A 24,971-nucleotide genomic window follows, 5' to 3' on the forward strand; every position below is an offset into this window, starting at 1 on the left:
ACAGGATCGCGTACTTATTCGAAAAGGAGTGCGTCGGCGACGGCTAGCAGGGGGCAGTGGAGAAACCAGTGCGGGGCCGAATGTATCACCTGAGTTTCGGAGCGTCTAGCCCTGAATACGCAAAAAGCCCCGCAATTTGCGGGGCTTTTTGAGGACAATCTTTACCGCGACGCTTAGATGTTGGCGTCGAGGAAAGCAGCCAGTTGCGACTTCGACAGAGCGCCGACCTTGGTCGCTTCCACGTTGCCGTTCTTGAACAGCATCAGGGTCGGAATACCACGTACGCCGTGCTTGGCAGGGGTTTCCTGGTTTTCGTCGATGTTCAGTTTGGCAACGGTCAGCTTGCCTTTGTAAGTCTCTGCAATCTCGTCCAGAACCGGAGCGATCATTTTGCAAGGGCCGCACCATTCAGCCCAGTAGTCGACCAGGACAGCGCCTTCGGCCTTGAGTACGTCGGCTTCGAAGCTAGCGTCGCTAACGTGTTTGATCAGATCGCTGCTCATGGAATTCTCCAGGTTGTAAGCAAAAAAACGTGGCCCATCATAGCCGCCCTTCCCTTGTTCAGGAAGCCGCAGATGATTGAGTCTTGCTATGGCACTCGATGAGTTTGGGTATAGCTCAAGTCACGCGCTGGCGGGGGCGATAAAGGAAATTCCGGTACGCAGGGCCGCGTTGCGCACGTGCTCCTGCATGGCTTTCTGCGCGGCGGCGGAAGCCCGGCGGGCCAGGGCGCGGAGGATCTTGCGATGTTCCTGCCAGGTTTCCATGGCCCGTTCGGCGCGGATGAACGGTAGTTTCTGGCTCTCCAGAAAGATGTCGGCGCTGGCGGTGAGGATGCTCAGCATCGCCTGATTGCCGCTGGCCAGCAGGATCCGCCGGTGGAATTCGAAATCCAGTTTCGCCGCTGCCTCGAAATCGCCGGCGCGCAGTTGCTCGCGCATGGCGGCGACGTTGTCTTCCAGTTCGTCCAGATCAAACGTACTCAGCGTCACCGCCGCCAGACCGGCCGCGAACCCTTCCAGCGCGTAGCGCAACTGAAAGATTTCCAGCGGCGAAGCCTGGGCGGCAAACGGCCAGGCCGGAGCGCCCTCGCCGCGCGGCAATTCCACCGGCGCCTGCACGAACACGCCCTTGCCCGGCTGAATGCTGACCACACCCAGCGCGCTCAAGGACGACAACGCCTCACGCAACGACGCGCGGCTGACGCCCAGCTGAACCGCCAGATCCCGTTGCGAAGGCAGCGCATCGCCGGGGCCGAAGCCCTGCTCGGTAATCAGTTTGCGGATCGCTTGCAGCGCCACTTCGGGTACGGCGCGGGAGATCGAGTTCATGGTTTTCCAGACGGACCAGGCCAAGGTGCGGCCAGTTGTAATGCTATTCGAGGCATCAGGCAAGTCGTGCCCCAGCGGGGTTCGACGGTGCGCGTCGATGCGCTATCGCAGTGCGAAACCCGACCTGACTGTTCAGACCAGTAAGACCGAACAAACCCGCTAAACCCGCGGCTTTGCGGGGCCGAATCGCTGTCTTGGCACGGCCCATGCTCTGTCCGATCGCAGAATTCACTTCCCGCCGATCCGGAGATTGTCCATGACGAAGCGTTACAGCGCCCTCCTCGCCGCCCTGTTTGCCGGTCTGATGTTGAGCCAGGCCCCCGCCCATGCCGACGGTCTGGATGACGTGGTCAAACGCGGCACCTTGAAAGTCGCCGTGCCTCAGGACTTCCCGCCGTTCGGTTCGGTCGGCCCGGACATGAAGCCGCGCGGCCTGGATATCGACACCGCGAAACTGCTGGCCGAGCAGCTCAAGGTCAAACTCGAACTGACCCCGGTCAACAGCACCAACCGCATCCCGTTCCTCACCACCGGCAAGGTCGACCTGGTGATTTCCAGCCTCGGCAAGAACCCCGAGCGCGAGAAGGTCATCGATTTCTCCCGCGCCTATGCGCCGTTCTACCTCGCCGTGTTCGGCCCGCCGGACGCAGCCGTCAGCACCCTCGACGACCTCAAGGGCAAGACCATCAGCGTCACCCGGGGCGCCATCGAAGACATCGAGCTGACCAAGGTCGCCCCTGAAGGCGTGACCATCAAACGCTTCGAAGACAACAACTCGACCATCGCCGCCTACCTCGCAGGGCAAGTCGACCTGATCGCCAGCGGTAACGTGGTGATGGTCGCGATCAGCGAAAAGAACCCGAAACGCGTACCGGCGTTGAAAGTGAAGCTCAAGGATTCGCCGGTCTACGTCGGCGTGAACAAGAACGAGCCGGCGCTGCTGGGCAAGGTCAACGAGATCCTGGCCACCGCCAAGGCTGACGGCGCACTGGAAAAGAACGCGCAGACCTGGCTCAAAGAGCCGCTGCCGGCCGACCTCTGACCGGCGCCGCGGGAGACTTTCATGGCCTATCAGTTCGATTTCTTGCCGGTGGTGGAAAACACCGACCTGCTGCTGCGCGGGGCGTTGTTTACCCTTGAGCTGACGGCCATTGGTGCGTTGCTCGGGGTCGGCGTGGGTATCGTCGGCGCGCTGGTGCGGGCGTGGAACATCCGCCCGTTCTCGACGATCTTCGGCGTTTATGTGGAGTTGATCCGCAACACGCCATTCCTGGTGCAACTGTTCTTCATCTTCTTCGGCCTGCCGTCCCTCGGTGTACAGATTTCCGAGTGGCAAGCGGCGGTGCTGGCGATGGTGATCAACCTCGGCGCGTACTCGACCGAGATCATCCGCGCCGGCATCCAGGCGATTCCGCGCGGGCAGCTGGAAGCAGCGGCGGCATTGGCGATGAGCCGTTTCGAAGCGTTCCGCCACGTGGTACTGCTGCCTGCGCTGGGCAAGGTCTGGCCGGCGCTGAGCAGCCAGATCATCATCGTCATGCTCGGTTCGGCGGTGTGTTCGCAGATTGCCACCGAAGAGTTGAGCTTCGCCGCCAACTTCATTCAGTCGCGCAACTTTCGCGCCTTTGAAACCTACGCCCTGACCACCCTCATTTATCTGTGCATGGCGCTGCTGATTCGTCAGTTGCTGAACTGGCTCGGCCGGCGTTATCTGTCTAAAAGCAGCGCAAGGAGCAGCCAATGAGCGACTTCACGTTCTGGGACATCCTGCGCAACCTGCTGACCGGCCTGCAATGGACGCTGGCGCTGTCGCTGGTGGCGTTCATCGGCGGCGGGATCGTCGGGTTGCTGATCCTGATCATGCGCATCTCGAAAAACCCGCTGCCCAGCAGCATCGCCCGCACCTGGATCGAACTGTTCCAGGGCACCCCGCTGTTGATGCAGCTGTTTCTGGTGTTCTTCGGCGTGGCGCTGGCCGGGGTGGAGATTTCGCCGTGGATGGCGGCGGCGATTGCCCTGACGCTGTTCACCAGCGCCTATCTGGCGGAGATCTGGCGCGGTTGCGTCGAGGCGATTCCCAACGGTCAGTGGGAAGCTTCGTCGAGCCTGGCGCTGAATCCGCTGGAGCAACTGCGCTACGTGATCCTGCCGCAGGCACTGCGCATCGCCGTGGCGCCGACCGTGGGTTTCTCGGTGCAAGTGGTCAAAGGCACCGCCGTGACCTCGATCATCGGCTTCACCGAACTGACCAAGACCGGCGGCATGCTCGCCAACGCCACCTTCGAACCGTTCATGGTCTACGGCCTCGTCGCCTTGGGCTACTTCCTGCTCTGCTACCCCCTGTCCCTCAGTGCGCGCTACCTGGAAAGGAGACTGCATGCCTCTGCTTAGAATTTCCGCCCTGCATAAATACTACGGCGATCACCACGTGCTCAAAGGCATCGACCTGAGCGTCGAGGAAGGCCAGGTCGTGGCGATCATCGGCCGCAGCGGCTCGGGCAAATCCACCCTGCTGCGCACCCTCAACGGTCTGGAGTCGATCAACGACGGCGTGATCGAAGTCGACGGCGAATACCTCGACGCCGCCCGCGCCGATCTGCGCAGCCTGCGGCAGAAAGTCGGGATGGTGTTTCAGCAGTTCAACCTGTTTCCGCACCTGACCGTTGGCGAAAACGTGATGCTCGCGCCGCAAGTGGTGCAGAAAGTGCCCAAGGCCAAAGCGCAAGAGCTGGCGCGGCAGATGCTGGAACGCGTGGGGCTGGGCGAGAAGTTCGACGCGTTTCCGGAGCGCCTCTCGGGTGGCCAGCAACAGCGCGTGGCGATTGCCCGGGCGCTGGCGATGTCGCCGAAGGTGTTGCTGTGCGACGAGATCACCTCGGCGCTGGATCCGGAACTGGTCAACGAAGTGCTCAGCGTGGTCCGCCAGCTCGCGAAAGAAGGCATGACCCTGATCATGGTCACCCACGAAATGCGCTTCGCCCGCGAGGTTGGGGACAAGCTGGTGTTCATGCACCAGGGCAAGGTGCACGAGGTGGGGGATCCGAAAGTGCTGTTTGCCGATCCGCAGACGCCGGAGCTGGCGAATTTCATTGGCACGGTTGAAGCGACTGCCTGAAACGGCCTGCTACCCGCTCGTTCCCACGTCGAGGCGTCGAACCGTCCGCGTGGGAATGCAGCCCGGGACGCTCCGCGTCCCAAAAGCGGACGCAGAGCGTCCATTGAGGCATTCCCACGCAGAGCGTGGGAACGATCAGCGTCGTTGAGTGCGCAACGGTCCCTGGCTTTTATGCGCAGGATCAAGGGTTTGAACCATGCGCGTTGGCGGCAGCGTTTGATCGTGGCACGATGTCGGGGTTATCGACCGAGACCCCCACACCATGCCGCAATCCCAAGCCAAGAATCTGTCCCTGATCGCCGCGATCGACCTGGGCTCCAACAGCTTCCATATGGTCGTGGCCAAGGCCCAGAACGGCGAAATCCGTATTCTCGAGCGGCTCGGTGAAAAGGTTCAGCTGGCCGCCGGCATCGACGATGAGCGTCAGCTCAACGAAGAGTCCATGCAGCGCGGGCTCGACTGCCTCAAGCGCTTTGCCCAACTGATCAACGGCATGCCGCTGGGCGCCGTGCGGATCGTCGGCACCAACGCCCTGCGCGAGGCCCGCAACCGTGGCGAATTCATCCGTCGCGCCGAAGAAATCCTCGGCCATCCGGTGGAAGTCATCTCCGGCCGTGAAGAGGCCCGCCTGATCTACCTTGGCGTCTCCCACACCCTCGCCGGCACTCCGGGCAAACGTCTGGTCGCCGACATCGGCGGCGGCAGTACCGAATTCATCATCGGCCAGCGTTTCGAACCGCTGCTGCGCGAAAGCCTGCAAATGGGCTGCGTGAGTTTCACCCAGCGCTATTTCAAGGACGGCAAGATCACCCCGGCCCGCTACGCCCAGGCGTACACGGCGGCGCGGCTGGAAATCATGAGCATCGAACACGCCCTGCACCGCCTGACCTGGGATGAGGCCATCGGCTCCTCGGGCACCATCCGCGCCATCGGCCTGGCGCTGAAGGCCGGCGGTCACGGCACCGGCGAAGTGAATGCCGAAGGTCTGGCGTGGCTCAAGCGCCGCCTGTTCAAGCTCGGCGATGTCGACAAGATCGATTTCGAAGGCATCAAGCCGGATCGCCGGGCGATCTTCCCGGCAGGTCTGGCGATTCTCGAAGCGATCTTCGACGCCCTCGAACTGCAACGCATGGATCACTGCGAAGGCGCGCTGCGTGAAGGCGTGCTGTATGACCTGCTCGGCCGCCATCACCACGAAGACGTGCGCGAACGCACCCTGACCTCGCTGATGGAGCGCTACCACGTCGATCTGGAACAGGCTGCACGGGTCGAGCGCAAAGCCCTGCACGCGTTTGATCAAGTGGCCGTGGACTGGGAGCTGGACGACGGCATCTGGCGCGAACTGCTGGGCTGGGCGGCGAAAGTGCACGAAGTCGGGCTCGACATCGCGCACTATCACTACCACAAGCACGGCGCCTACCTGATCGAGCACTCGGACCTCGCCGGCTTCTCCCGCGAAGACCAGCAAATGCTCGCCCTGCTGGTGCGCGGCCATCGCCGCAACATCCCCAAGGACAAGTTCGCCGAGTTCGGCGATGACGGCGACAAGCTGATCCGCCTGTGCGTGCTGCTGCGTTTCGCTATCCTGTTCCACCACATCCGTGGCACCCAGGCGATGCCGCAAGTGGCACTGCATGCCAATGGCAGCAACCTCGACGTGGAATTCCCGGAGAACTGGCTGGATGAAAACCAGCTGACCCAGGCGGATTTCGGGCTTGAGGCCGAGTGGCTGACGCGGGTGGGGATTGTTCTGACCGTGCATTGAGTAACGGGCAGGCACAAAAAAGGCGATCCGGATGGATCGCCTTTTTTATGGCTTTGAAACCCGCGGTCAGCTGCTGACCGGCAAAATCGGGCTACCCAGCCGCTCCAGCAACGTCGCCTGCGCACTGCGCGGGTTCTGGTTGCCGGTCGGTGTGTTGCGGATGTAGCGGCCGTCCGATTGCAGGCTCCAGCTGTGGGTGTTGTCGGTCAGGTACAGCTCCAGCTCTTTCTTGACCCGGGTCAGCAGCTTCTTGCCTTCCACCGGGAAGCAAGTCTCGACGCGCTTGTCGAGGTTGCGCTCCATCCAGTCGGCACTGGAGAGGAACATTTGCTCCTCGCCGCCATTGAGGAAGTAGAAAACCCGGGTGTGTTCAAGGAAGCGACCGATGATCGAGCGCACGTGGATGTTGTGCGAAACCCCGGCGATGCCCGGACGCAAGCAGCACATGCCGCGCACCACCAGGTCGATACGCACGCCGGACTGGCTGGCCTTGTACAGCGCGCGGATGATCTTCGGATCGGTCAGCGAGTTGAACTTGGCGATGATGTGCGCCGGCTTGCCGTCGAGCGCGAATTGGGTCTCGCGCAGGATCATGTCGAGCATGCCCTTCTTCAGGGTGAACGGCGCATGCAGCAGCTTTTTCATGCGCAGCGTCTTGCCCATGCCGATCAACTGGCTGAACAGTTTGCCGACGTCTTCGCACAAGGCGTCGTCGGAGGTCAGCAGGCTGTAGTCGGTGTACAGACGGGCGTTGCCGGCGTGGTAGTTACCGGTGCCGAGGTGCGCGTAACGCACGATCTCGCCGGCTTCGCGGCGCAGGATGAGCATCATCTTGGCGTGGGTCTTGAAGCCGACCACGCCATAGATCACCACCGCACCGGCCGCTTGCAGACGGCTCGCCAGTTGCAGGTTGGATTCTTCGTCGAAGCGCGCACGCAGCTCGATGACCGCCGTCACTTCCTTGCCGTTACGCGCGGCGTCCACCAGCGCATCGACGATTTCCGAGTTGGCACCGGAGCGATAAAGGGTCTGGCGCACGGCCAGAACGTGCGGGTCTTTCGCGGCCTGGCGCAGCAGGTCGACCACCGGGGTGAACGACTCGAACGGGTGCAGCAGCAGGATGTCCTGCTTGCTGATCACGCTGAAAATGTTTTCGCTGTTCTGCAGCAGTTTCGGAATCTGCGGCGTGAACGGCGTGTATTGCAGCTCCGGATGGCTGTCCAGGCCGGTAATGCTGAACAGACGCGTCAGGTTCACCGGACCGTTGACCTGATACAGCTCGGTCTCGCTCAGGTTGAACTGCTTGAGCAGGTAGTCCGACAGGTGTTTCGGGCAGGTGTCGGCGACTTCCAGGCGCACTGCGTCACCGTAACGACGGGAGAACAGCTCGCCACGCAGGGCGCGGGCCAGGTCTTCGACGTCTTCGGAGTCGAGCGCAAGGTCGGCGTTCCGGGTCAGACGGAACTGATAGCAGCCCTTCACCTTCATGCCCTGGAACAGGTCATCGGCGTGGGCGTGGATCATCGACGACAGGAACACATAGTTGTCGCCAGGGCCACCGACTTCTTCCGGCACCTTGATGATCCGTGGCAACAGGCGCGGTGCCGGGATGATTGCCAGACCGGAGTCGCGACCGAAGGCGTCGATGCCTTCGAGCTCGACGATGAAGTTCAGGCTCTTGTTCACCAGCAACGGGAACGGGTGCGTCGGGTCGAGGCCGATCGGGGTGATGATCGGTGCGATCTCGTCGCGGAAATAGCGGCGCACCCAGGTCTTGAGCTTGGTCGTCCAGTTGCGCCGGCGGATGAAACGCACCTGATGCTTTTCCAGCTCCGGCAGCAGGATGTCGTTGAGGATCGCGTACTGGCGGTCGACATGACCGTGCACCAGCTCGCTGATGCGGGCCAGGGCCTGATGCGGTTGCAGGCCATCGGCGCCGGCCTGTTCACGGGCAAAGGTGATCTGTTTCTTGAGGCCGGCGACGCGGATTTCGAAGAATTCGTCGAGGTTGCTGGAGAAGATCAGCAGGAACTTCAGCCGCTCCAGCAACGGGTAGGACTCGTCCAGCGCCTGTTCCAGCACGCGGATGTTGAACTGCAGTTGCGACAACTCACGGTGGATGTACAGGCTGCTGTCATCCAGACCGGGAATCGCGATCGCCGGAACCGCCGCGGCAGGCTCGGTTGCCGGCGCGGGTGGCGCAGGCTCCAGTTCCGGCGGGGTTTCGGTAATCTGCTCGACCACGGGTTGAGCTTCTTTTACGGCAACTTCAGTGAGTCCTTCGGTATTCATCGAATGTTCCTGGGAGGGCTATTTCTGCTCTCGTAACAATTGAGCGGCACGGACAGCAAAGTAAGTCAGGATGCCATCAGCGCCGGCACGTTTAAAGGCGGTCAGGGATTCGAGGATCACGCCTTCGCTCAACCAGCCATTCTGGATCGCCGCCATGTGCATGGCGTATTCGCCGCTAACCTGATAGACGAAGGTCGGCACTTTGAAGGCATCTTTTACCCGGAACAAAATGTCCAGGTACGGCATGCCGGGTTTGACCATGACCATGTCCGCGCCTTCAGACAAGTCCGCGCCCACTTCGTGCAGCGCTTCGTCGCTGTTGGCCGGGTCCATCTGGTAGGAAGCCTTGTTCGCCTTGCCCAGGTTCGCGGCCGAACCCACGGCATCGCGGAACGGGCCGTAATAGGCGCTCGCGTACTTGGCCGAGTAGGCCATGATCCGCACGTTGACGTGCCCGGCCAGCTCCAAAGCTTCGCGGATCGCCTGAATGCGGCCGTCCATCATGTCCGACGGGGCAACCACCTGGGCGCCGGCAGCGGCGTGAGACAACGCCTGTTTGACCAGTGCATCGACGGTGATGTCGTTCTGCACATAGCCTTCTTCATCGAGAATGCCGTCCTGACCGTGGGTGGTGAACGGGTCGAGGGCGACGTCGGTGATCACGCCCAGCTCGGGGAATCGGTCACGCAGGGCACGGGTGGCGCGCTGGGCGATACCTTCGGGATTCCACGCTTCGGCGGCATCGAGGGATTTGAGTTCAGGCGGGGTAACCGGAAACAGTGCCAGCGCCGGGATCCCCAGTTCGACCCATTTGGCGGCTTCTTCAAGCAGCAGGTCGATGGTCAGGCGCTCGACACCCGGCATCGAGGCCACGGCTTCGCGGCGGTTTTCACCGTCGAGCACGAATACCGGCAGGATCAGGTCATCGACCGTCAACAAATTCTCACGCACCAGCCGCCGGGAAAAATCATCACGGCGATTGCGACGCAGGCGGGTGGCAGGGAACAGACGGTTGGCTGGGGTAAAGCTCACGGCAGACTCCTGAGCCCGCGCAAACGGGCGAGCGTGACAGTTATAGATGGCCATTATGACCAACGTATTACAGTTATGTGCACCCCTGCGACAGGTAGTCGCTTTCCATTGTCCGTGTAGGAAATGTTCACGTCGAGACACATTTCGACACTTTCCTGAATGTGTCCGAAGGGTTAGGCTGCGCGTTCATTTCGCCAGCACCCAGACAATGCTCCAACAATTTCTGCATGACTTCGGCTACTTTGCCCTGTTTCTCGGCACGTTTTTCGAAGGCGAAACCATCCTGGTGCTCGCGGGCTTCCTCGCGTTCCGTGAATACATGGACATCAAACTGGTGGTGGTCGTGGCGTTCTTCGGCAGCTATGCTGGCGATCAGCTGTGGTACTTCCTGGGCCGCAAGCACGGGCGCAAGTTGCTGGCGCGCAAACCGCGCTGGCAGATGATGGGCGACCGCGCGCTGGAACACATCCGCAAGCACCCGGACATCTGGGTCCTGAGCTTTCGCTTCGTATACGGCCTGCGCACGGTGATGCCGGTGGCGATCGGCCTGTCGGGCTATCCGCCGGGACGTTATCTGCTGCTGAACGGCATCGGCGCTGCGATCTGGGCCACCGCCCTGGCCGCTGCCGCCTACCATTTCGGCGCCGTGCTCGAAGGCATGCTCGGCAGCATCAAGAAGTATGAATTGTGGGTACTGGGCGCGCTGCTGGTGCTTGGCCTGGGCCTGTGGCTGCGCCGCCGGTTCAAGAATGCCCGGCTGGCGAAAAAGGTCTACGAGGAAGAGCAGGCCGAGCAACTGGCCAAGGCCGAACGGCACAAAGCCGAAATGGCCAAGGCCGCCGACCCTAAGACGCCAGCCGAGTAAGTCGCTGGCGGCAGCAATACAGCCCGATGCCGCTGAGCAGGCTGTAACTGAGCAGGCCGACCCACATCCCCGGGCTGGCCGACCAGAGTCCGACCAGCGGCGCCAGCCACACCAGCGGCAGGTTCGATGCCAGCCGCAGCACTTCCAGCCTCCCCGCCCACGGGCGATTCTCCAGGGCCACGCCCAACACGAACAAACCGAACGCCATCGCGCCCCAGCCGAGCAGCAATGCGCCGGTGGGCAGACTGCGTTCCAGATTCAGCAGATAACTGCCAAGCGCCACATACACGCCGAACTGCAAACCCACGTACCACTGCTGACGACTGTCCAGCGGCACCTCGAATTTGCGGAACTGACTCAGGTCCGGCTTGCTCATCGGGTACTTCGCCGCGACGTCTGCCGGACGCCAGCCGGTGCGCATGAACCAGATCCGGATCTTGTCCCACGTACGCTCGGCACGACGCGCGTCATCCCATAGCTGCGCATAAAACTGCAGGTTCGCCCACAACGGATTCCAGCTCGCCAGCGGCGTGGTCACGCCGAAAATCACCGGCTCGTTGTCGTCCTCTTCCTGAAACGAGCCGAACAGACGGTCCCAAATAATGAACACCCCGCCGTAGTTGCGATCCATGTAGAGAGCGTTCTGTGCATGGTGAGCCCGATGATTGGACGGTGTGACGAAGCACCACTCGAACCAGCCGAGCTTGGGAATGTGCCGGGTATGGACCCAGAATTGATACAGCAGATTCAGCGCCGCGACACTGACGAACACCAGCAGCGGCACCCCGAGCACGGCCATCGGCAGGTAGAAAATCCAGCCCAGCAGAAACCCGGTGCTGGTCTGGCGCAAGGCCGTGGAAAGGTTGTAGTCCTCGCTCTGGTGATGCACCGAATGCGCGGCCCAGAGGATGTTGCGCTCGTGGCCCATGCGATGCAGCCAGTAATAGCAGAAGTCATACAAGACAAAGGTAAACACCCAGACCCAGACGCTGTCCACAGGCAACCTGACCAGCGCCAGATGCTCCAGGGCAAACGCATAGGTCACCAGGCCCACGCCCTTGGTCAAAAGGCCGGTGGTGGTCGACAACACTCCGGTGCTGATGCTGTTCACCGCATCGGCCAGGCGATAGTTGCTCACCCCGCGCCAGCGGTCGGCGATGAGCTCCGCCGCAATCAACACGAAGAAAAACGGTACCGCATACAGGATGAAGTTCATGACGCGCCCTGGTCGGAATCTGTAGCTCAGATCCTAGGTGTAGCCGCGGCTTGATCCTATGGCAACGAACGACAAATTAGAGGACATTTAACGCCATGAATCTGGAGAGAAACCCATGAGCAAAAAAGTTGCAGTGATCCTGTCCGGTTGCGGCGTGTACGACGGCGCCGAGATCCACGAGAGCGTCATCACCCTGTTGCGCCTCGACCAGCGCGGCGCCCAGGTGCAGTGCTTCGCCCCGAACATCGCGCAATTGCATGTGATCAATCACCTGACCGGTGAAGAAATGCCCGAATCGCGCAACGTGCTGGTGGAATCGGCTCGCATCGCCCGGGGCAACGTCAAGGATCTGCGTGAGGCCGATGTCGAGGACTTCGACGCGCTGATCGTGCCCGGCGGTTTCGGTGCGGCGAAGAACCTGTCGAACTTCGCCATCGAAGGCGCCGGCTGCACCGTACAGCCGCAAGTGCTGGCGCTGGCCGAAGCCTTTGCCGAAGCGGGCAAACCTGTTGGCCTGATCTGCATCTCGCCGGCGCTGGCCGCGAAGATCTACGGCCCGGGCGTGACCTGCACCATCGGCAACGACGCCGACACGGCCGCCGCCATGAACAAGATGGGCGCCACCCACGAAGACTGCGCGGTGACCGACATCATCGAAGACAAGGCGCGCAAACTGGTGTCCACACCGGCGTACATGCTGGCGCAGACGATCAGCGAGGCGGCTTCGGGGATCAACAAGCTGGTGGATCGGGTGTTGGAACTGACCCACGAAAACGACGCCTGACTGGCGATAGCGATCGTTCCCACGCTCCGCGTGGGAATGCAGCCTTGGACGCTCCGCGTCTGATTTGCATCAGCGGTGAGGCTGGGACGCGGAGCGTCCCGAGAGGCATTCCCACGCAGAGCGTGGGAACGATCAAACCTGGCGCGCCAGCCGTGTCAGAATCCGGTCCAGCGCATTGGCGAACGCCTGCTTCTCCCGATCGCCGAACGGTGCTGGTCCGCCGCTGACCTGGCCCTGTTCACGCAGATCGGTGAACAGGTTGCGAGTCGCCAGCCGTTCACCCATGTTCTGCGCGTCGAACTCCTTGCCTCGCGGATCCAGCGCTGCAACGCCCTTCTTCACCAGCCGGTCTGCCAGCGGGATGTCGCTGCAAATCACCAGTTCGCCCGGCACCGCGTGTTCCACCAGATAATCGTCCGCTGCATCCGGGCCGCTCGGCACCACGATCAGCTTGACGATCGCCAGCGCCGGTTTGCTCTGCGGCTGCCCCGCCACCAGCACCACTTCGAAGCGGCGCTTGAGGGCGAACTTCACCACCAGCTCCTTGGCCATCTTCGGGCAGGCGTCGGCATCGATCCATACGCGCATCATTATTTCCTCAATCCAAAAACATCGCGGGCAAGCCATGCTCGCACAAGGTTATACACAATCCCTGTGGGAGCGGGCTTGCCCGCGAATGTGAGCGCAGCGAATGCTGTTTAAGCAGCCACTCGGCGCTTTTCAGCCACCCAGCTACGACCATACAGCACGATAATCGCCGCAATCGCCACAGCCTGCGCCGTCAGCGAATAGGCGTCGGCGTGAATCCCCAGCCAGTCGAAATCGAAGAACGCCACCGGCCGGGTGCCGAAGATCCCGGCTTCCTGCAACGCCTTCACGCCGTGGCCGGCGAACACCACCGACAACGCGCACAGCAGCGCTGCGTTGATGCTGAAGAACAGCGTCAGCGGCAGTTTCGCCGAGCCGCGAAGAATCACCCACGCCAGACCGAACAGCAGCACCAGCGCCGTCGCGCCGCCGGCGAGTACCGCGTTATGCCCGGCGGGGCCGGCCTGCAGCCACAGGGTTTCGTAGAACAGGATCACTTCGAACAGCTCGCGGTACACCGAGAAGAACGCCAGGATCGCAAACCCGAAACGCCCGCCTCCGCCCACCAGGCTCTGCTTGATGTAATCCTGCCAGGCCGCCGCGTGCCGACGGTCGTGCATCCACACGCCGAGCCACAACACCATGACGCTGGCGAACAGCGCCGTGGCGCCTTCGAGCAGTTCACGCTGGGAACCGCTGACATCGATCACATACGCCGCCAGTGCCCACGTCCCGAGGCCGGCCAGCAGCGCCAGCCCCCAGCCGACGTTGACGCTGCGCACCGCCGATTGCTGGCCGGTGTTGCGCAGGAACGCGAGGATCGCCGCCAGCACCAGAATCGCTTCCAGACCTTCGCGCAACAGGATCAGCAGACCGGAGATGTAGCTCAGCGACCAGCTCAGACCATCGCTGCCCAGCAGGCCGGCGGATTCCTTGAGTTTGGCTTTGGCCGCGTCCAGACGCTGTTCGGCCTGCTCGACCGGCAAACCATCCTGCAGCGATTGCCGATAAGCCATCAGGGATTTTTCGGTGTCCTTGCGCACGTTGGCGTCGACGTTGTCCAGCGAGCTTTCGACCAGTTCGAAGCCTTCCAGATACGCCGCCACCGACAGGTCATAGGCCTGATCGTGCTCACCGGCGCGGTACGCCGCCAGGCTCTTGTCCAGAGTCGCGGCGGTGTAGTCGAGCAACTGCGCCGGGCCGCGCTTGACCTGCGGCGGCTGCGCTCGCTGGACACGGAAGATCGCGGCGGCTTCAGGGCCTTCGGCAGCCTGCACTTCGGCCGGGGTCTGGCGGGCCAGGTCGGCGATGTTGTAGGTCTTGTCGGATTTGGCCGTGGCCGGATCGGCGCTGAACTGCGCGATGTAGGTCGCCAGATCCCAGCGCTGACGGTCATCCAGCTGATCGGCGAAGGCTGGCATGTCAGTGCCTTCGACGCCTTGACCGAGAGTGCTGTAGATCGCGTACAGGCTCAGGTGATCCATCCGCGCAGCGTCGCGCAGATTGGCCGGCGCCGGCGTCATGCCGAGACCCGCCGGGCCATCGCCGGCACCCGTGTCGCCGTGGCACACCGAGCAGTTTTGCGCGTACAGCGGCGCACCACGGGTCGGGTCAGGCGTGATGATCGGGGCCTGGCTGACTTCATAAGCCACCGCCAGTTTCGCCCCCAGTTGCCGGGCCTGACGGGCGACGTCCGCGCCGTCCTGTTTCGCCGTGATCGCGGCGTGCAAGGCAGTCACGCCTTGCTCCAGAGCCGCTTTCTCCGGTTTGGCCGGCAGGCCGCTGATCAGCCCTTGCAGCACCTGGGTGAATTCCAGCTGCTCGCGGTACTCGCCGTCGTCGATGACTTTGCCTGCCGCTACCGTTGGCGGGTAATCGGCGCTGATGTAATCGAGCAGGTGCAGCGCTTGCGGCGCGCCTTCCACGGTGTCGGCCAGCAGATTGAAGCTGCTCAGGGCGCACAACGGGAACACCAGCCAGGCCAGAAATCGGGACGCGGCAGTCATGAATGAGTCTCAAGTGGAAATGCGAAGTTACATATTGTTCACGTCGAGCGCGTTTCCCTCAAGCTTTCTTGGCGGCCCGACGGGTTTTAGCGCAAGGGTGCACTCGCCTTGCGGTAGTGTTCGGCCATGAATTCGACGAACACCTGCACTTTCAGCGCCACATGCCGGGCATGGGGATAGAGCGCGTAGTAATGCCGCTGGCCGAGGCTGTAGTTGGGCAGGATCTGCACCAGCCGGCCATGCAACAGATCGTTCTGCACCGTGGCCCGGGTGAACGCGGCAATTCCGACACCGGCCAGTGCCGCCGCATGCAGCGAGCTGATCGAGTCCGCCTTGAACCGCCCTTGAGCGCGCAATGCTGTCGTCAGCCCGCGCGCATCGGTCAGCGACCAGTCGCCACCGCCGGCGAACGCGAGCAATTGATGGTCGGCCAGCTCACTGACCTGGCGCACCAGACCGTGTCGCGCGACGTAGGTCGGCGATGCCACCAGCACCAGCTCGGACACCGTCAGCAGACGCGCCACCAGGGATGAATCCGCCAGTGGCCCGCAGATGCGCAGCGCGACGTCGAAGCCTTCGGCGATCAGGTCGACAAAACGGTCATCGCAGGACAGATCGACCTCAACCTCGGGATAGCGTTGCTGAAACGCCGGCAGCCAGCTGGCCAGCTCCAGCGTGCCGATCACCACCGGCGCGCTGATGCGCAACAGTCCACTGGGGGTTTCACGGGCCTGCCCGACCGCCAGCGCGGCCTGATCGAGGCGATCGAGAATGTCCACGCACGCAGCGTAATACTGCTGCCCCGCCGTGGTCAGGCTGAAGCGCCGGGTGTTGCGGTTGATCAGGCGCGTGCCGAGCTCCGCCTCCAGTTGCTGGAGCTGGCGGGAGATCGTCGAATGCGTGGTGTCGAGCCGCTCGGCGGCGGCAGTGAAGCCGCGACACTCGACGATGCAACGGAACGCGCGCATGGCCAACAGCTGATTCATCGAAGCCCTCAGTCGAGTGGCAGGCGAACGATCTGCTGGGTGGTCATGACGTCACCGAAGGTGTCTTCGATTTCGGCCAGCGCCGCGCGGTGCAGGCTGTCCTTGTCGACGGTGTCGCCGTTGACGCGGGTGATCGCCCGGGTCGCCGAAGCGTCGGATGCTACCACGACCTGATAGCCCAACGGCGCAGCGTCCCGGGCGCCGCCGGCAACGCAGGCGTGGGTCATCAGCCCGGCGAAAATCACGGTCTTGATGCCGGCCTGCTTGAGCTGCCGATCGAGGTCGGTGCTGGCGAACACGCTGACCGTGGTCTTTTGCAGCACACGATCCTGCGCCCTCGGCTGCATCAGCGGATGAAACTTCACGGTCTCGCCGCCCTGCGCGAACACCGGCGAACCGGCGGGCGCGACGTGCTGGACCTGGAACACCGGCATCTTCGCCTGATCGGCAAAGCGGATCAGCTCACGGGCCTTGTTCATGGCCGCGATGCCGTCGGGAATCGGCAGGCGTCCGCTGAAGTACTCGTTCTGGAAATCGATCACCACCAGAGCGGTGGTCTTCGGATCAAGGCGCTCGATCGGCGCCGCGCCGGACAGGGCGCGCAAGGTTGGGTGGGCGGACGAATCGGCGGCCGTGCTGGCCATCGCGCTGCTGGCGGCCGCCAGTCCGAGACCGGCGAAAAAGGTTTTGAAGAGAGATGCGAGGCGCGGTGTTTGAGTCAGGGTCATGGTGCGATTCCTGTACAGGTGCTTGGGGTTGGCGCTCAGTCTAGGAAGGCAACTGATCGCCAACAACGGCGGTTCCCGAACATGATCTGTGCACTTAGCGCACCAATCTGGTCCTGCCAAAACAGCGCAGCACATGGCCAGCACCCAACCCTATAATGCCCCGACCCCAGCGCCTCTTCGCTCAAGGAAGAACTTGCCTCCATGCGCCACTGCTTGCTGCTTTGCCTGTTGTTCAGCACGTTTCTGCAACTGAGCGGGTGCGCCGCCTACCGCAATTACGATCTGGAAATGCAGCAGACCAACGACCGGTTGATGCTCGGCGACTATCAGGGTGCCCTGGATGTGCTGGAGTGGAACAACCCGTGGGAAGACAAGGACCTGCTCTACTACTTCGAGAAGGGTTCGATTCTCAGCTTCGCCAACGCACGCCCGCAGAGCCAGAAAGCCTGGCGCAGCGCCGACCGGATGGTGTTCCAGCGCGAAGAAGCCGTGCCTTCCGCCCCCATGAAGCTGCTCAACCAATTCGCCTATGAAATGGGCACCCTGCTGGTCAACGACAAGCTCAGCCGCTACGAAGGCTACGACTACGAAAAAGTCATGTTGACCACACAGATGGCCCTCAACCAATTGGGCGAAAGTGATTTCGACGGCGCCCGGGCAGACATCAAGAAGACCCACGAACGTGAAGCATTGATCGCCCGGCAGCGGGAGCGCCAGTACGAAGAACTCGAAGAGCAGGCCAAGGCTCAGGGTATCGCCGTTCATTACAAGGACCTGCAAGGCTATCCGGTCACTACCCTCGATGCGCCGGCCGTCATTGAATTGAAGAACGGCTACCAGAGTGCTTTCAGCCATTACCTGGCCGGCTTCACCTACGAGGCGTTGGGCGAACGCGGCCTGGCTGCGCCGGGTTATCGCCAGGCAATCGAGTTGCGCCCGAATATCCCCTTCCTCGAACAGGCGTTGCGCAATCTCGACAAACCGCCGGCCAAGGATGATGAAAGCGATGTTCTGATCGTCGTCCAGAGCGGTCTGGCGCCGGCCCGCAGCTCGGTAACGGTGCCGATCCCGGTGCGACTCAATGAAAACCTGGTCATTATCGCGCCGATCTCGTTTCCCATCCTGGTGCCGGACACCCTCACACCGGCGTTCGATCACATCATGGTGGATGGCCGCAAACACCCGCTGACCGTGATCAACAGCGTCACCGACATGGCGTTTCGTACGTTGCGCGATGACATGCCGGCGATCATTTCCCGGGCGATGTTCCGCGCCAACATGGCCGCCATTTCCCAGGCCCAGGAAAACGAACGCAATCCGGCCAAGGCCTCGCTGGTCGTCACCGAGCACGACCCCTTTGAGGAGGCCGACACCCGAACGTGGCGCACGCTCCCCGACAAGACACTGGTGGCACGCATTCGACTGAAGAAAGGCGATCATCGATTCAATGCGCCCAATGCACCCGGAGCGTCATCGGTCACCCTGCGCATCGACCGCGATCACCAGCTGGTCAACCTGCGAGTTCTGAGAGATATCGCCAACGTCATCGGCAACGCCAGACTGCCCGACAAGTAATGGCACCTAACTAACCGGTGCAATTAAAAAGCTATTACATAGCCAGCATCGCCCGCTTATAATGCCGCGCCCGCGCTATCGCGTTGCGGCATTAAAGCTCCTCTTTTTATGAGGAATTGGCAGGAGGCCAGCGCCACTGTCGATCGGTCCCAGCAGCCCGACCCGCACCCGAGGCTGTCGCTACTCATGGAAGAAGTAACCCATGGCATTCCGCGCTCCCACTCTGATCGCGCTCAGCGCTGTCACCCTGCTGTCCGGCTGTTCGGCGTTTCGCAACTACGATTCCGAACTGGCCCAGACCAACCAGCAACTGGCCACCGGCAACGTCGACGCCGCCCTGACCCTGCTGGAAAAAAACAACACCGGCCCGGACAAGGACCTGCTCTATTACTTTGAGAAGGGTGAACTGCTGCGCGCCAAGGGCGACCTGTCCGGCAGCCAGAATGCCTGGACCAGCGCCGACCAGGTGGTGGGCAAGTGGGAAGACTCGGTCAAGCTCGACACCGACAAGTACCTGGCCCAGTTCGGCAGTTTCCTGGTCAACGACAAGGTCCGCCGCTACGAAGGCTACGACTACGAAAAAGTCATGCTGACCACGCAGATGGCTCTGAACCTGCTGGCGGTCAACGATTTCGACGGCGCCCGCACCGCGATCAAGAAGACTCACGAACGTGAAGCGGTGATCGCCGACCTGCGCGACAAGGAATACCTCAAGAGCGAAGAGGAAGCCGAGAAAGAAGGCATCAAGACCGAATACAAGGACTTGCAGGGCTACCCGGTCGCCAGCCTCGACGCCCCGGAAGTGGTCGGCCTGAAAAACAGCTACCAGAGTGCGTTCAGCCATTACCTGGCCGGTTTCGTCTATGAAGCCCTGGGCGAGAAAGACCTCGCTGCGCCGGGCTATCGCAAGGCGGCCGAACTGCGCCCGAACACTCCCCTGCTGGAGCAGGCGCTGGTCAACCTCGACAAGCCGGTCAAGAGCGACGACAGCGACATCCTGATCGTGGTGCAAAGCGGTCTGGCGCCGGCCCGCGATTCGATCCGCGTGCCACTGCCGCTGCCGATCTCCAACAACGTAGTAATCACTCCGCTGTCGTTCCCGATCATCAAACCTGACACCTCCACCGCGACATTCGCGCAGATCGGTGTCGATGGCCAACAGGTCGACCTGACCGCACTGAACAGCACCACCGCCATGTCCCGCCGCGCCCTGCGCGATGACATGCCGGGGATCATCCTGCGCACCACCGTGCGTGCGATCACCAAAGGTGTGGCGCAGAAGAAGATCAACGAAACCAACCCGCTGGCGGGCCTGGCGGTCGGTATTTCTTCAGCTGTGCTCGAAGGTGCCGATACCCGTACGTGGCGTACCCTGCCGGACACCACACAAGTGGTACGTCTGCGCTTGAAGAAAGGCGAGCACCAAGTCACTCTGCCGAGCGCGGTCGGTGGCTCGCTGGTCAAGGTCACCGTCGATCAGCGTTACCAGGTGATCACCCTGCGCGCCGTCGGCAATCAGGTATTCGCCGCAGGCCTCGCCGCCCACGTCACCCCGAGCGCTGGCGCCACCGCCGTGGCCAGCCTCAAACAACCTTAAGAACGGAGTCTTTGCATGCGCTTCAAACTCATCGCCGTCGCCGCCCTCGCCCTTTTGGCGAGCGGTTGCGCCACCCCGCCACCACCGGAGCCGGGCAGCGCCGCGAGCAAGGTCGTGGCCATGGGCCCGCAGAAACACATCGTGGTCGGCGCGATGCGCGTGGCCCGCGAAAACGGCTTCATGACCGTCAACGTGCAGTTGAGCAACACCCTCAACAGCAACAAGACGTTCTACTACCGCTTCGCCTGGCTCGGCGCGGAAGGTTTCCCGATCGCCGAAGAAGAAGTCTGGAAGAGCCAGATGATGTACGGCGCCCAGACCAGCTTCATCCAGGGCATCGCCCCGACGCCGAAAGCCGTGGATTTCCGTCTGGAACTCAAGACGCCTTAAGCCCGACACCCTATTCCCGATTCAGAGAGCATTCCCATGTTTGCACGCTTTTCCTTCATCGCCGTCCTCGCCCTGCTGGCCTCCGGTTGCGCCAACACTTCGCCGACCCTGGGCAGCAAGAACATCAGCTACGGCGACACCAAGGCCGTTGAAACCGTGACCAACGAGTTCGGTTCGACCGACCTGCAGATGATCGCCGAGTCGATGACCCGTTCCCTGGCCCAGTCCGGCATCCTGCAGGGTCGCCCTGTGGTGCAGGTCTACGACGTGAAGAACAAGACCAGCGAATACATCGACACCCGCGAAATCACCACCAGCATCAAGACCCAGCTGATGAAGTCCGGCACCGCCCGTTTCGCCAGCGACAACACCGCGATGCAGAGCCAGGTCGACCAGCTCAAGCTGCAAAATCAGAGCGGCCTGTACAAGAAGAGCACCGTGGCCAAGACCGGCAACATGATCGCCGCCAAATACCGTCTTGAAGGTTCGATCAGCTCGATCGTCAAGCGCAGCAGCGACTACAAGGACGTCTTCTACAAATTCAGCCTGCAACTGATCGACGTTGAAAGCGGTCTGGCCGAGTGGATGGACGAGAAAGAGATCCGCAAAACCACGGAGCGTTAATCGATGCGCACATGGATTGGCATGATGGCCCTGGCTTGCGCGTTCAGCGTGCAAGCGGCCCCGAAAGTCGCGGTGACGGATCTGGCGTACCAGGAGCGTGTGGAGCAATACATCCACATCGTTTCGGCCCAGAGCAATTACCGCGAGGGTTATTACAGCGCCAGTGGGTCTTCGAGCTATAACGAGCTCGAAGCCACCACCAGCTACATCGAACAGACCGAGCTGCGTAAGTTCACCGGCGACATCAAGGGTGAAATCCTGCGTACCGGCATGTTCCAGCTGGTGCAGGGCACGCCGTACACGGCGTCGTCCAAGGGTGACGTCTACGACGTGATCAAGCGGATCAAGGCCGGCAACTTCAAGGGTGCCGACTACGTGCTGTTCGGCACCGTGTCGGACATCGACTTCACCCAGGACGTGAACGAGCTGGCGAACACCGACAGCTATTCCGCCGTGCTGGGCCTGACGTTGGTGGCGGATTTCAGCCTGATCAACACCAAGACCTTCGAGATCACCTCGGCCTTCACGGCGATGGGTGAGGCGCAGGACACCAAACTGGTGAACCACCGCGACATCAAGATCTCGCTCAACCGCCCGCGGGTGGTGCGTGACGTCTCGAAGGCGCTGGGCGAAGACGTGGCCGGACAACTGAGCATGCAGCTTGGCGGTGGCGGTTACGAGCAGCCGCGCGAACCGCAGCAGCGCAACAATCTGCCGCGTGATACGGCGCCGGTGATTCTGCGCTGATCAACAGCCGGAAACGAAAAAGGCGACCTGAGAAGGTCGCCTTTTTTGTGGCTGCACGCTTTATGCGGCGGCTTTGCGCAACGTCGCCATGAACGCCGCCGCGCCAATGAACAGCCCGGCAAACGTGCGGTTCATGCGTTTCTGCTGGGTCGGTGTACGCAACAAGCGCAGCACCTTCGACGCCAGACCGGTGTAGCCAGCCATGACGATCAGGTCGACCGCGATCATGGTCACGCCAATCACCACGTACTGGATCAGCAGCGGCGCATGCGGATTGATGAACTGCGGCAGCACCGCCAGCATGAACACCAGCGCCTTGGGGTTGCTGATGTTCACCAGAAAACCACGGAACACCAGGGCCAGCGGCTTGCCGATCGGGCGAACGGCCGCGTCGTCGCTCATGTCCATCGGCAGTGCGCGCCATTGTTTGATCGCGAGATAAACCAGGTAGGCGACACCGAACCATTTGATCGCATGGAACGCAGTGGCCGAAGCGGTGAGGATCGCGCCGACACCGGCGCCGACAATGGCAATCTGCACAGCCAGGCCGATCTGCAGGCCCAGGGCATTCCAGTAGCCGCGCCAGAAACCGTATTGCAGGCCGCTGGACATCGACGCAATGGCGCCAGCACCCGGAGAAAGACTGATCACCCAGCAGGCGGCAAAAAACGCCAGCCATGTTTGAAGCTCCATCGCACACCTCGACTCGGACTCGTGACAATCCTCAAAGCTAATGCGGATTTGGCTGGATGACTACCGATTTTTTGCAGGATGTTGCGACCGCCGACCACCGTGGCCGGCGTCCGATCACTTTTCGAAACCGCTGGAAGGGAAGATATCCGTGCCGCGCCAGCGTCGCACCGAGCGCTGGAAGAACAGGCTGTTGGGCACTTGCACCATGGCGCTGCCGGTGCCGAGTTCTTCAGCCTCGATCAACGTGGTGTAGAGCAGATTGATCGCCACCACACGGCCTTTGACGCCGGGTTTGTCGGTGGTGTCGACCAGTTCGACCACGTCGCCAAGACGGAACGGTCCGACGGTGAAGATCAAGATTGCGCAGAGCAGGTTCGACAGCACGCTCCACATGGCGAAGAACGCCACCGCCGCCACCGCGACGAAGCCCGACAACGCGGTCCAGAGCACTGTGGCCGAGACCCCGAGGCGTTCCAGCACGAAGATCAGCGCACTGCCCATGATTAGCCAGCGCAGACCGCCACGCAGCGGCATCAGCAACTGCGGCGGAAACGGATACTTCTCGCCCAGGCGGGTCAGGAACCGGGCGACGACGCGCTGGGCGAAGTAGCCGGCGAGCAGGATCAGCAGAATCTGCACGCCGAGCCAGATCGGCTCGACCCACATCGCTGGCAATGGAAGTTTGAAGGCGTCCATCAGGACAACGCCTCCAGCTCCGCCTGCATGCTTTCCAGCGTTTCCAGGGCTTCCATCCACGCTTCTTCAAGTTCGCCTTCGCGGACTTTCAGCTTGGCCTGTTCGGCCAGCAGGTCACGCAATTCGTTCTTGCGCGCCGGCTCGTAGATGTCGCTGTCGCCAAGGCTGGCATCGACCTTCGCCAGCTTCTCGTGCAGCTTGCCGAGCTCGGCTTCGAGCTTGTCGGCCTCGCGCTTGTGCGGCGCCAGTTGCTGACGCAACGCAGCGGCAGCCTGGCGCTGAGCCTTCTTGTCGGTCTTGTCCGGATTGACCGGTGTGTTGCTGACCGGGGCATTGCGCTGACGATACTCGACCAACCAACGGGCGTAGTCTTCGAGGTCGCCATCGAACTCCTCGACCTTGCCGTCCGCGACCAGGAAGAAGTTGTCAGTGGTGCTCTTGAGCAGGTGCCGATCGTGGGAAACCACCAGCACCGCACCGCTGAATTCCTGCAACGCCATGGTCAGCGCCAGGCGCATTTCCAGGTCGAGGTGGTTGGTCGGTTCGTCGAGCAGCAACAGGTTCGGCCGTTCCCAGGCGATCAACGCCAGGGCCAAACGGGCCTTTTCGCCGCCAGAGAAATTCAGCACCGGCTCATCGATCCGCGCACCACGGAAGTCGAAACCACCGAGGAAATCGCGCAGGGTCTGCTCGCGCTCGGTCGGTGCCAGACGCTGCAAGTGCAGCAACGGACTGGCCTTGGAATCCAGCGAATCGAGCTGATGCTGGGCGAAGTAACCGACCACGGTGTTTTCACCACGAGTCAGGCGCCCGGCCAGTGGTTCGAGTTCACCGGCAAGGTTTTTGATCAGGGTCGATTTACCCGCGCCATTCGGGCCGAGCAGACCGATCCGCGCGCCGGGGGTCAGTTGCAGCTTGACCTTCTCCAGCACGGTTTTCTCGCCATAACCCAGACGCGCATCGGACAGATCGATCAGCGGGCTGGAGATCTTGGTCGACTCGCGGAACACGAAGTCGAACGGCGAATCGACGTGGGCCGCCGACAGTTCTTCCATGCGCTCCAGCGCCTTGATCCGGCTCTGGGCCTGACGGGCCTTGGTGGCCTGGGCCTTGAACCGGGCGATGTAGCTTTCCATGTGCGCACGCTGCGCCTGCTGCTTCTCGTAGGCCTGTTGCTGCTGGGCCAGACGCTCGGCACGGGCGCGCTCGAACGCGGTATAGCCGCCACGGTAGAGCGTCAGCTTGCGCTGATCGACGTGAGCCACGTGATCGACCACTTCATCGAGGAAATCCCGGTCGTGGGAAATCAGCAGCAAGGTGCCGGGGTAACTTTTCAGCCACTCTTCGAGCCAGATGATGGCGTCGAGATCCAGGTGGTTGGTCGGTTCGTCGAGCAGCAGCAGGTCTGATGGGCACATCAAAGCTTGCGCAAGGTTCAGACGCATCCGCCAGCCACCGGAGAAATCTCCTACCTGACGATCCATCTGCTCGTTGGTGAAACCGAGGCCGGCGAGCAGCTTGCGCGCCCGCGCATCGGCGGTGTAGCCGTCGGCGCTGTCGAGTTCGGCATGCAGGCGGGCCAGCGCGGTGCCGTCGTGGGCCTCTTCGGCTGCCGCGAGCTCACGCTGCACTTCGCGCAGGCGCAGGTCGCCGTCCAGCACATAGTCGACCGCCAGACGCTCGAGCGTGTCGACCTCCTGGCGCATGTGGGCGATACGCCAGTCGGCCGGCAGCAGGCAGTCGCCCGAGTCCGGGTGCAGCTCACCGCGGAGCAAGGCGAACAGGCTGGATTTGCCGGCGCCGTTGGCACCGATGAGGCCGGCTTTGTGGCCGGCGTGCAGGGTCAGCTCGGCGTCTTCTAGCAGACGTTGCGGGCCACGCTGTAAAGTCAGGTTCTGAAGTCGGATCATAATGGCGGCGGAGTCTACCAGCTTCCCCCGC

General features: G+C 62.2%; 24 protein-coding genes. 12 read left to right on the forward strand and 12 right to left on the reverse strand.

Features of this window, described 5'->3' with window-relative positions; translation table 11 throughout:
- Positions 1–173: 173 nt before the first annotated feature.
- Positions 174–503: a thioredoxin TrxA gene (trxA, locus tag AC0R79_RS29290; RefSeq protein ID WP_003206727.1), complete on the reverse strand. Its 330-nt coding sequence runs from the start codon at positions 501–503 to the stop codon at positions 174–176.
- A gap of 120 nt (positions 504–623) precedes the next feature.
- Positions 624–1,331, reverse strand: a complete 708-nt coding sequence (locus tag AC0R79_RS29295; RefSeq protein ID WP_007951828.1) for a FadR/GntR family transcriptional regulator — start codon at positions 1,329–1,331, stop codon at positions 624–626.
- Between the two features lie 256 nt (positions 1,332–1,587).
- Between AC0R79_RS29295 and AC0R79_RS29300 the strand changes: the two genes are divergently transcribed.
- The 5 genes from AC0R79_RS29300 to ppx all read left to right on the forward strand — a co-directional run bounded on the left by AC0R79_RS29300 (position 1,588) and on the right by ppx (position 6,211).
- Positions 1,588–2,373, forward strand: coding sequence for a transporter substrate-binding domain-containing protein (locus AC0R79_RS29300; protein ID WP_085689913.1), 786 nt, complete (start codon positions 1,588–1,590; stop codon positions 2,371–2,373).
- Positions 2,374–2,394: 21 nt separating this feature from the next.
- Entirely contained in the window at positions 2,395–3,075 is a 681-nt protein-coding gene (locus tag AC0R79_RS29305) for an amino acid ABC transporter permease (RefSeq protein WP_085606035.1), read from the forward strand.
- Positions 3,072–3,722, forward strand: a complete 651-nt coding sequence (locus AC0R79_RS29310; protein ID WP_007951832.1) for an amino acid ABC transporter permease — start codon at positions 3,072–3,074, stop codon at positions 3,720–3,722. The genes AC0R79_RS29305 and AC0R79_RS29310 overlap by 4 nt, the downstream gene beginning before the upstream one ends.
- On the forward strand, positions 3,709–4,446 hold the full coding sequence (locus AC0R79_RS29315; RefSeq protein ID WP_064600296.1) for an amino acid ABC transporter ATP-binding protein: 738 nt from the start codon (positions 3,709–3,711) through the stop codon (positions 4,444–4,446). The genes AC0R79_RS29310 and AC0R79_RS29315 overlap by 14 nt, the downstream gene beginning before the upstream one ends.
- A gap of 262 nt (positions 4,447–4,708) precedes the next feature.
- Positions 4,709–6,211 carry an exopolyphosphatase gene (ppx, locus tag AC0R79_RS29320; RefSeq protein WP_474732622.1) on the forward strand — a complete coding sequence of 501 codons (1,503 nt, stop codon included), beginning with the start codon at positions 4,709–4,711 and terminating at the stop codon, positions 6,209–6,211.
- 66 nt (positions 6,212–6,277) lie between these two features.
- Here ppx and ppk1 read toward each other — a convergent pair whose 3' ends face one another.
- The gene (ppk1, locus tag AC0R79_RS29325; protein WP_007951835.1) at positions 6,278–8,503 is read right to left on the reverse strand and encodes a polyphosphate kinase 1; all 2,226 of its coding nucleotides are present in this window, start codon (positions 8,501–8,503) and stop codon (positions 6,278–6,280) included.
- An 18-nt stretch (positions 8,504–8,521) separates the two neighbouring features.
- The gene (gene hemB / locus AC0R79_RS29330) at positions 8,522–9,535 is read right to left on the reverse strand and encodes a porphobilinogen synthase (protein ID WP_474732623.1); all 1,014 of its coding nucleotides are present in this window, start codon (positions 9,533–9,535) and stop codon (positions 8,522–8,524) included.
- Positions 9,536–9,743: 208 nt separating this feature from the next.
- On the opposite strand from hemB, the gene AC0R79_RS29335 reads away from it, so the two are divergent.
- Positions 9,744–10,400: a DedA family protein gene (locus tag AC0R79_RS29335; protein ID WP_085606041.1), complete on the forward strand. Its 657-nt coding sequence runs from the start codon at positions 9,744–9,746 to the stop codon at positions 10,398–10,400.
- Here the strand turns inward: AC0R79_RS29335 and AC0R79_RS29340 are convergent.
- Complete coding sequence (locus tag AC0R79_RS29340) at positions 10,381–11,616, reverse strand: sterol desaturase family protein (RefSeq protein ID WP_127800560.1); 1,236 nt, start codon at positions 11,614–11,616, stop codon at positions 10,381–10,383. The two genes, AC0R79_RS29335 and AC0R79_RS29340, sit on opposite strands and share 20 nt — an antisense overlap.
- 115 nt (positions 11,617–11,731) lie before the next feature.
- Between AC0R79_RS29340 and elbB the strand changes: the two genes are divergently transcribed.
- Complete coding sequence (elbB, locus tag AC0R79_RS29345; RefSeq protein ID WP_474732624.1) at positions 11,732–12,400, forward strand: isoprenoid biosynthesis glyoxalase ElbB; 669 nt, start codon at positions 11,732–11,734, stop codon at positions 12,398–12,400.
- A gap of 132 nt (positions 12,401–12,532) precedes the next feature.
- On the opposite strand, the gene AC0R79_RS29350 is transcribed toward elbB, so the two are convergent.
- From AC0R79_RS29350 to AC0R79_RS29365, 4 genes are all read right to left on the reverse strand, one after another.
- Complete coding sequence (locus AC0R79_RS29350; RefSeq protein WP_085606047.1) at positions 12,533–12,988, reverse strand: YaiI/YqxD family protein; 456 nt, start codon at positions 12,986–12,988, stop codon at positions 12,533–12,535.
- Between the two features lie 110 nt (positions 12,989–13,098).
- Entirely contained in the window at positions 13,099–14,994 is a 1,896-nt protein-coding gene (locus AC0R79_RS29355; RefSeq protein WP_474732626.1) for an FTR1 family protein, read from the reverse strand.
- An 86-nt stretch (positions 14,995–15,080) separates the two neighbouring features.
- A complete protein-coding gene (locus tag AC0R79_RS29360; RefSeq protein ID WP_474732628.1) occupies positions 15,081–15,980 on the reverse strand; it encodes a LysR family transcriptional regulator in 900 nt (299 codons plus the stop codon).
- Between the two features lie 8 nt (positions 15,981–15,988).
- On the reverse strand, positions 15,989–16,708 hold the full coding sequence (locus AC0R79_RS29365) for a cysteine hydrolase family protein (RefSeq protein ID WP_474732630.1): 720 nt from the start codon (positions 16,706–16,708) through the stop codon (positions 15,989–15,991).
- Positions 16,709–16,909: 201 nt separating this feature from the next.
- On the opposite strand from AC0R79_RS29365, the gene AC0R79_RS29370 reads away from it, so the two are divergent.
- From AC0R79_RS29370 to AC0R79_RS29390, 5 genes are all read left to right on the forward strand, one after another.
- Positions 16,910–18,283, forward strand: a complete 1,374-nt coding sequence (locus AC0R79_RS29370; RefSeq protein WP_474732632.1) for a COG3014 family protein — start codon at positions 16,910–16,912, stop codon at positions 18,281–18,283.
- A 202-nt stretch (positions 18,284–18,485) separates the two neighbouring features.
- The gene (locus AC0R79_RS29375) at positions 18,486–19,880 is read left to right on the forward strand and encodes a COG3014 family protein (protein WP_474732634.1); all 1,395 of its coding nucleotides are present in this window, start codon (positions 18,486–18,488) and stop codon (positions 19,878–19,880) included.
- A gap of 15 nt (positions 19,881–19,895) precedes the next feature.
- Positions 19,896–20,270: a YcfL family putative periplasmic lipoprotein gene (locus AC0R79_RS29380; RefSeq protein WP_064379914.1), complete on the forward strand. Its 375-nt coding sequence runs from the start codon at positions 19,896–19,898 to the stop codon at positions 20,268–20,270.
- 36 nt (positions 20,271–20,306) lie between these two features.
- Positions 20,307–20,894 (forward strand): penicillin-binding protein activator LpoB, encoded by a 588-nt coding sequence (gene lpoB, locus AC0R79_RS29385; protein ID WP_007951848.1) that lies wholly within the window; start codon positions 20,307–20,309, stop codon positions 20,892–20,894.
- Positions 20,895–20,897: 3 nt separating this feature from the next.
- Positions 20,898–21,641: a penicillin-binding protein activator LpoB gene (locus tag AC0R79_RS29390; protein ID WP_115079625.1), complete on the forward strand. Its 744-nt coding sequence runs from the start codon at positions 20,898–20,900 to the stop codon at positions 21,639–21,641.
- Positions 21,642–21,701: 60 nt separating this feature from the next.
- Here AC0R79_RS29390 and AC0R79_RS29395 read toward each other — a convergent pair whose 3' ends face one another.
- The 3 genes from AC0R79_RS29395 to AC0R79_RS29405 form a co-directional block, all read right to left on the reverse strand.
- On the reverse strand, positions 21,702–22,334 hold the full coding sequence (locus tag AC0R79_RS29395; protein ID WP_007951851.1) for a LysE family transporter: 633 nt from the start codon (positions 22,332–22,334) through the stop codon (positions 21,702–21,704).
- Positions 22,335–22,448: 114 nt separating this feature from the next.
- Entirely contained in the window at positions 22,449–23,030 is a 582-nt protein-coding gene (locus AC0R79_RS29400; RefSeq protein ID WP_007951853.1) for a mechanosensitive ion channel family protein, read from the reverse strand.
- On the reverse strand, positions 23,030–24,940 hold the full coding sequence (locus AC0R79_RS29405) for an ATP-binding cassette domain-containing protein (RefSeq protein WP_007951855.1): 1,911 nt from the start codon (positions 24,938–24,940) through the stop codon (positions 23,030–23,032). Before AC0R79_RS29405 ends, AC0R79_RS29400 begins: the two co-directional genes overlap by 1 nt.
- Positions 24,941–24,971 lie beyond the last annotated feature (31 nt).

This window comes from Pseudomonas sp. HD57-3 (assembly GCF_056113135.1).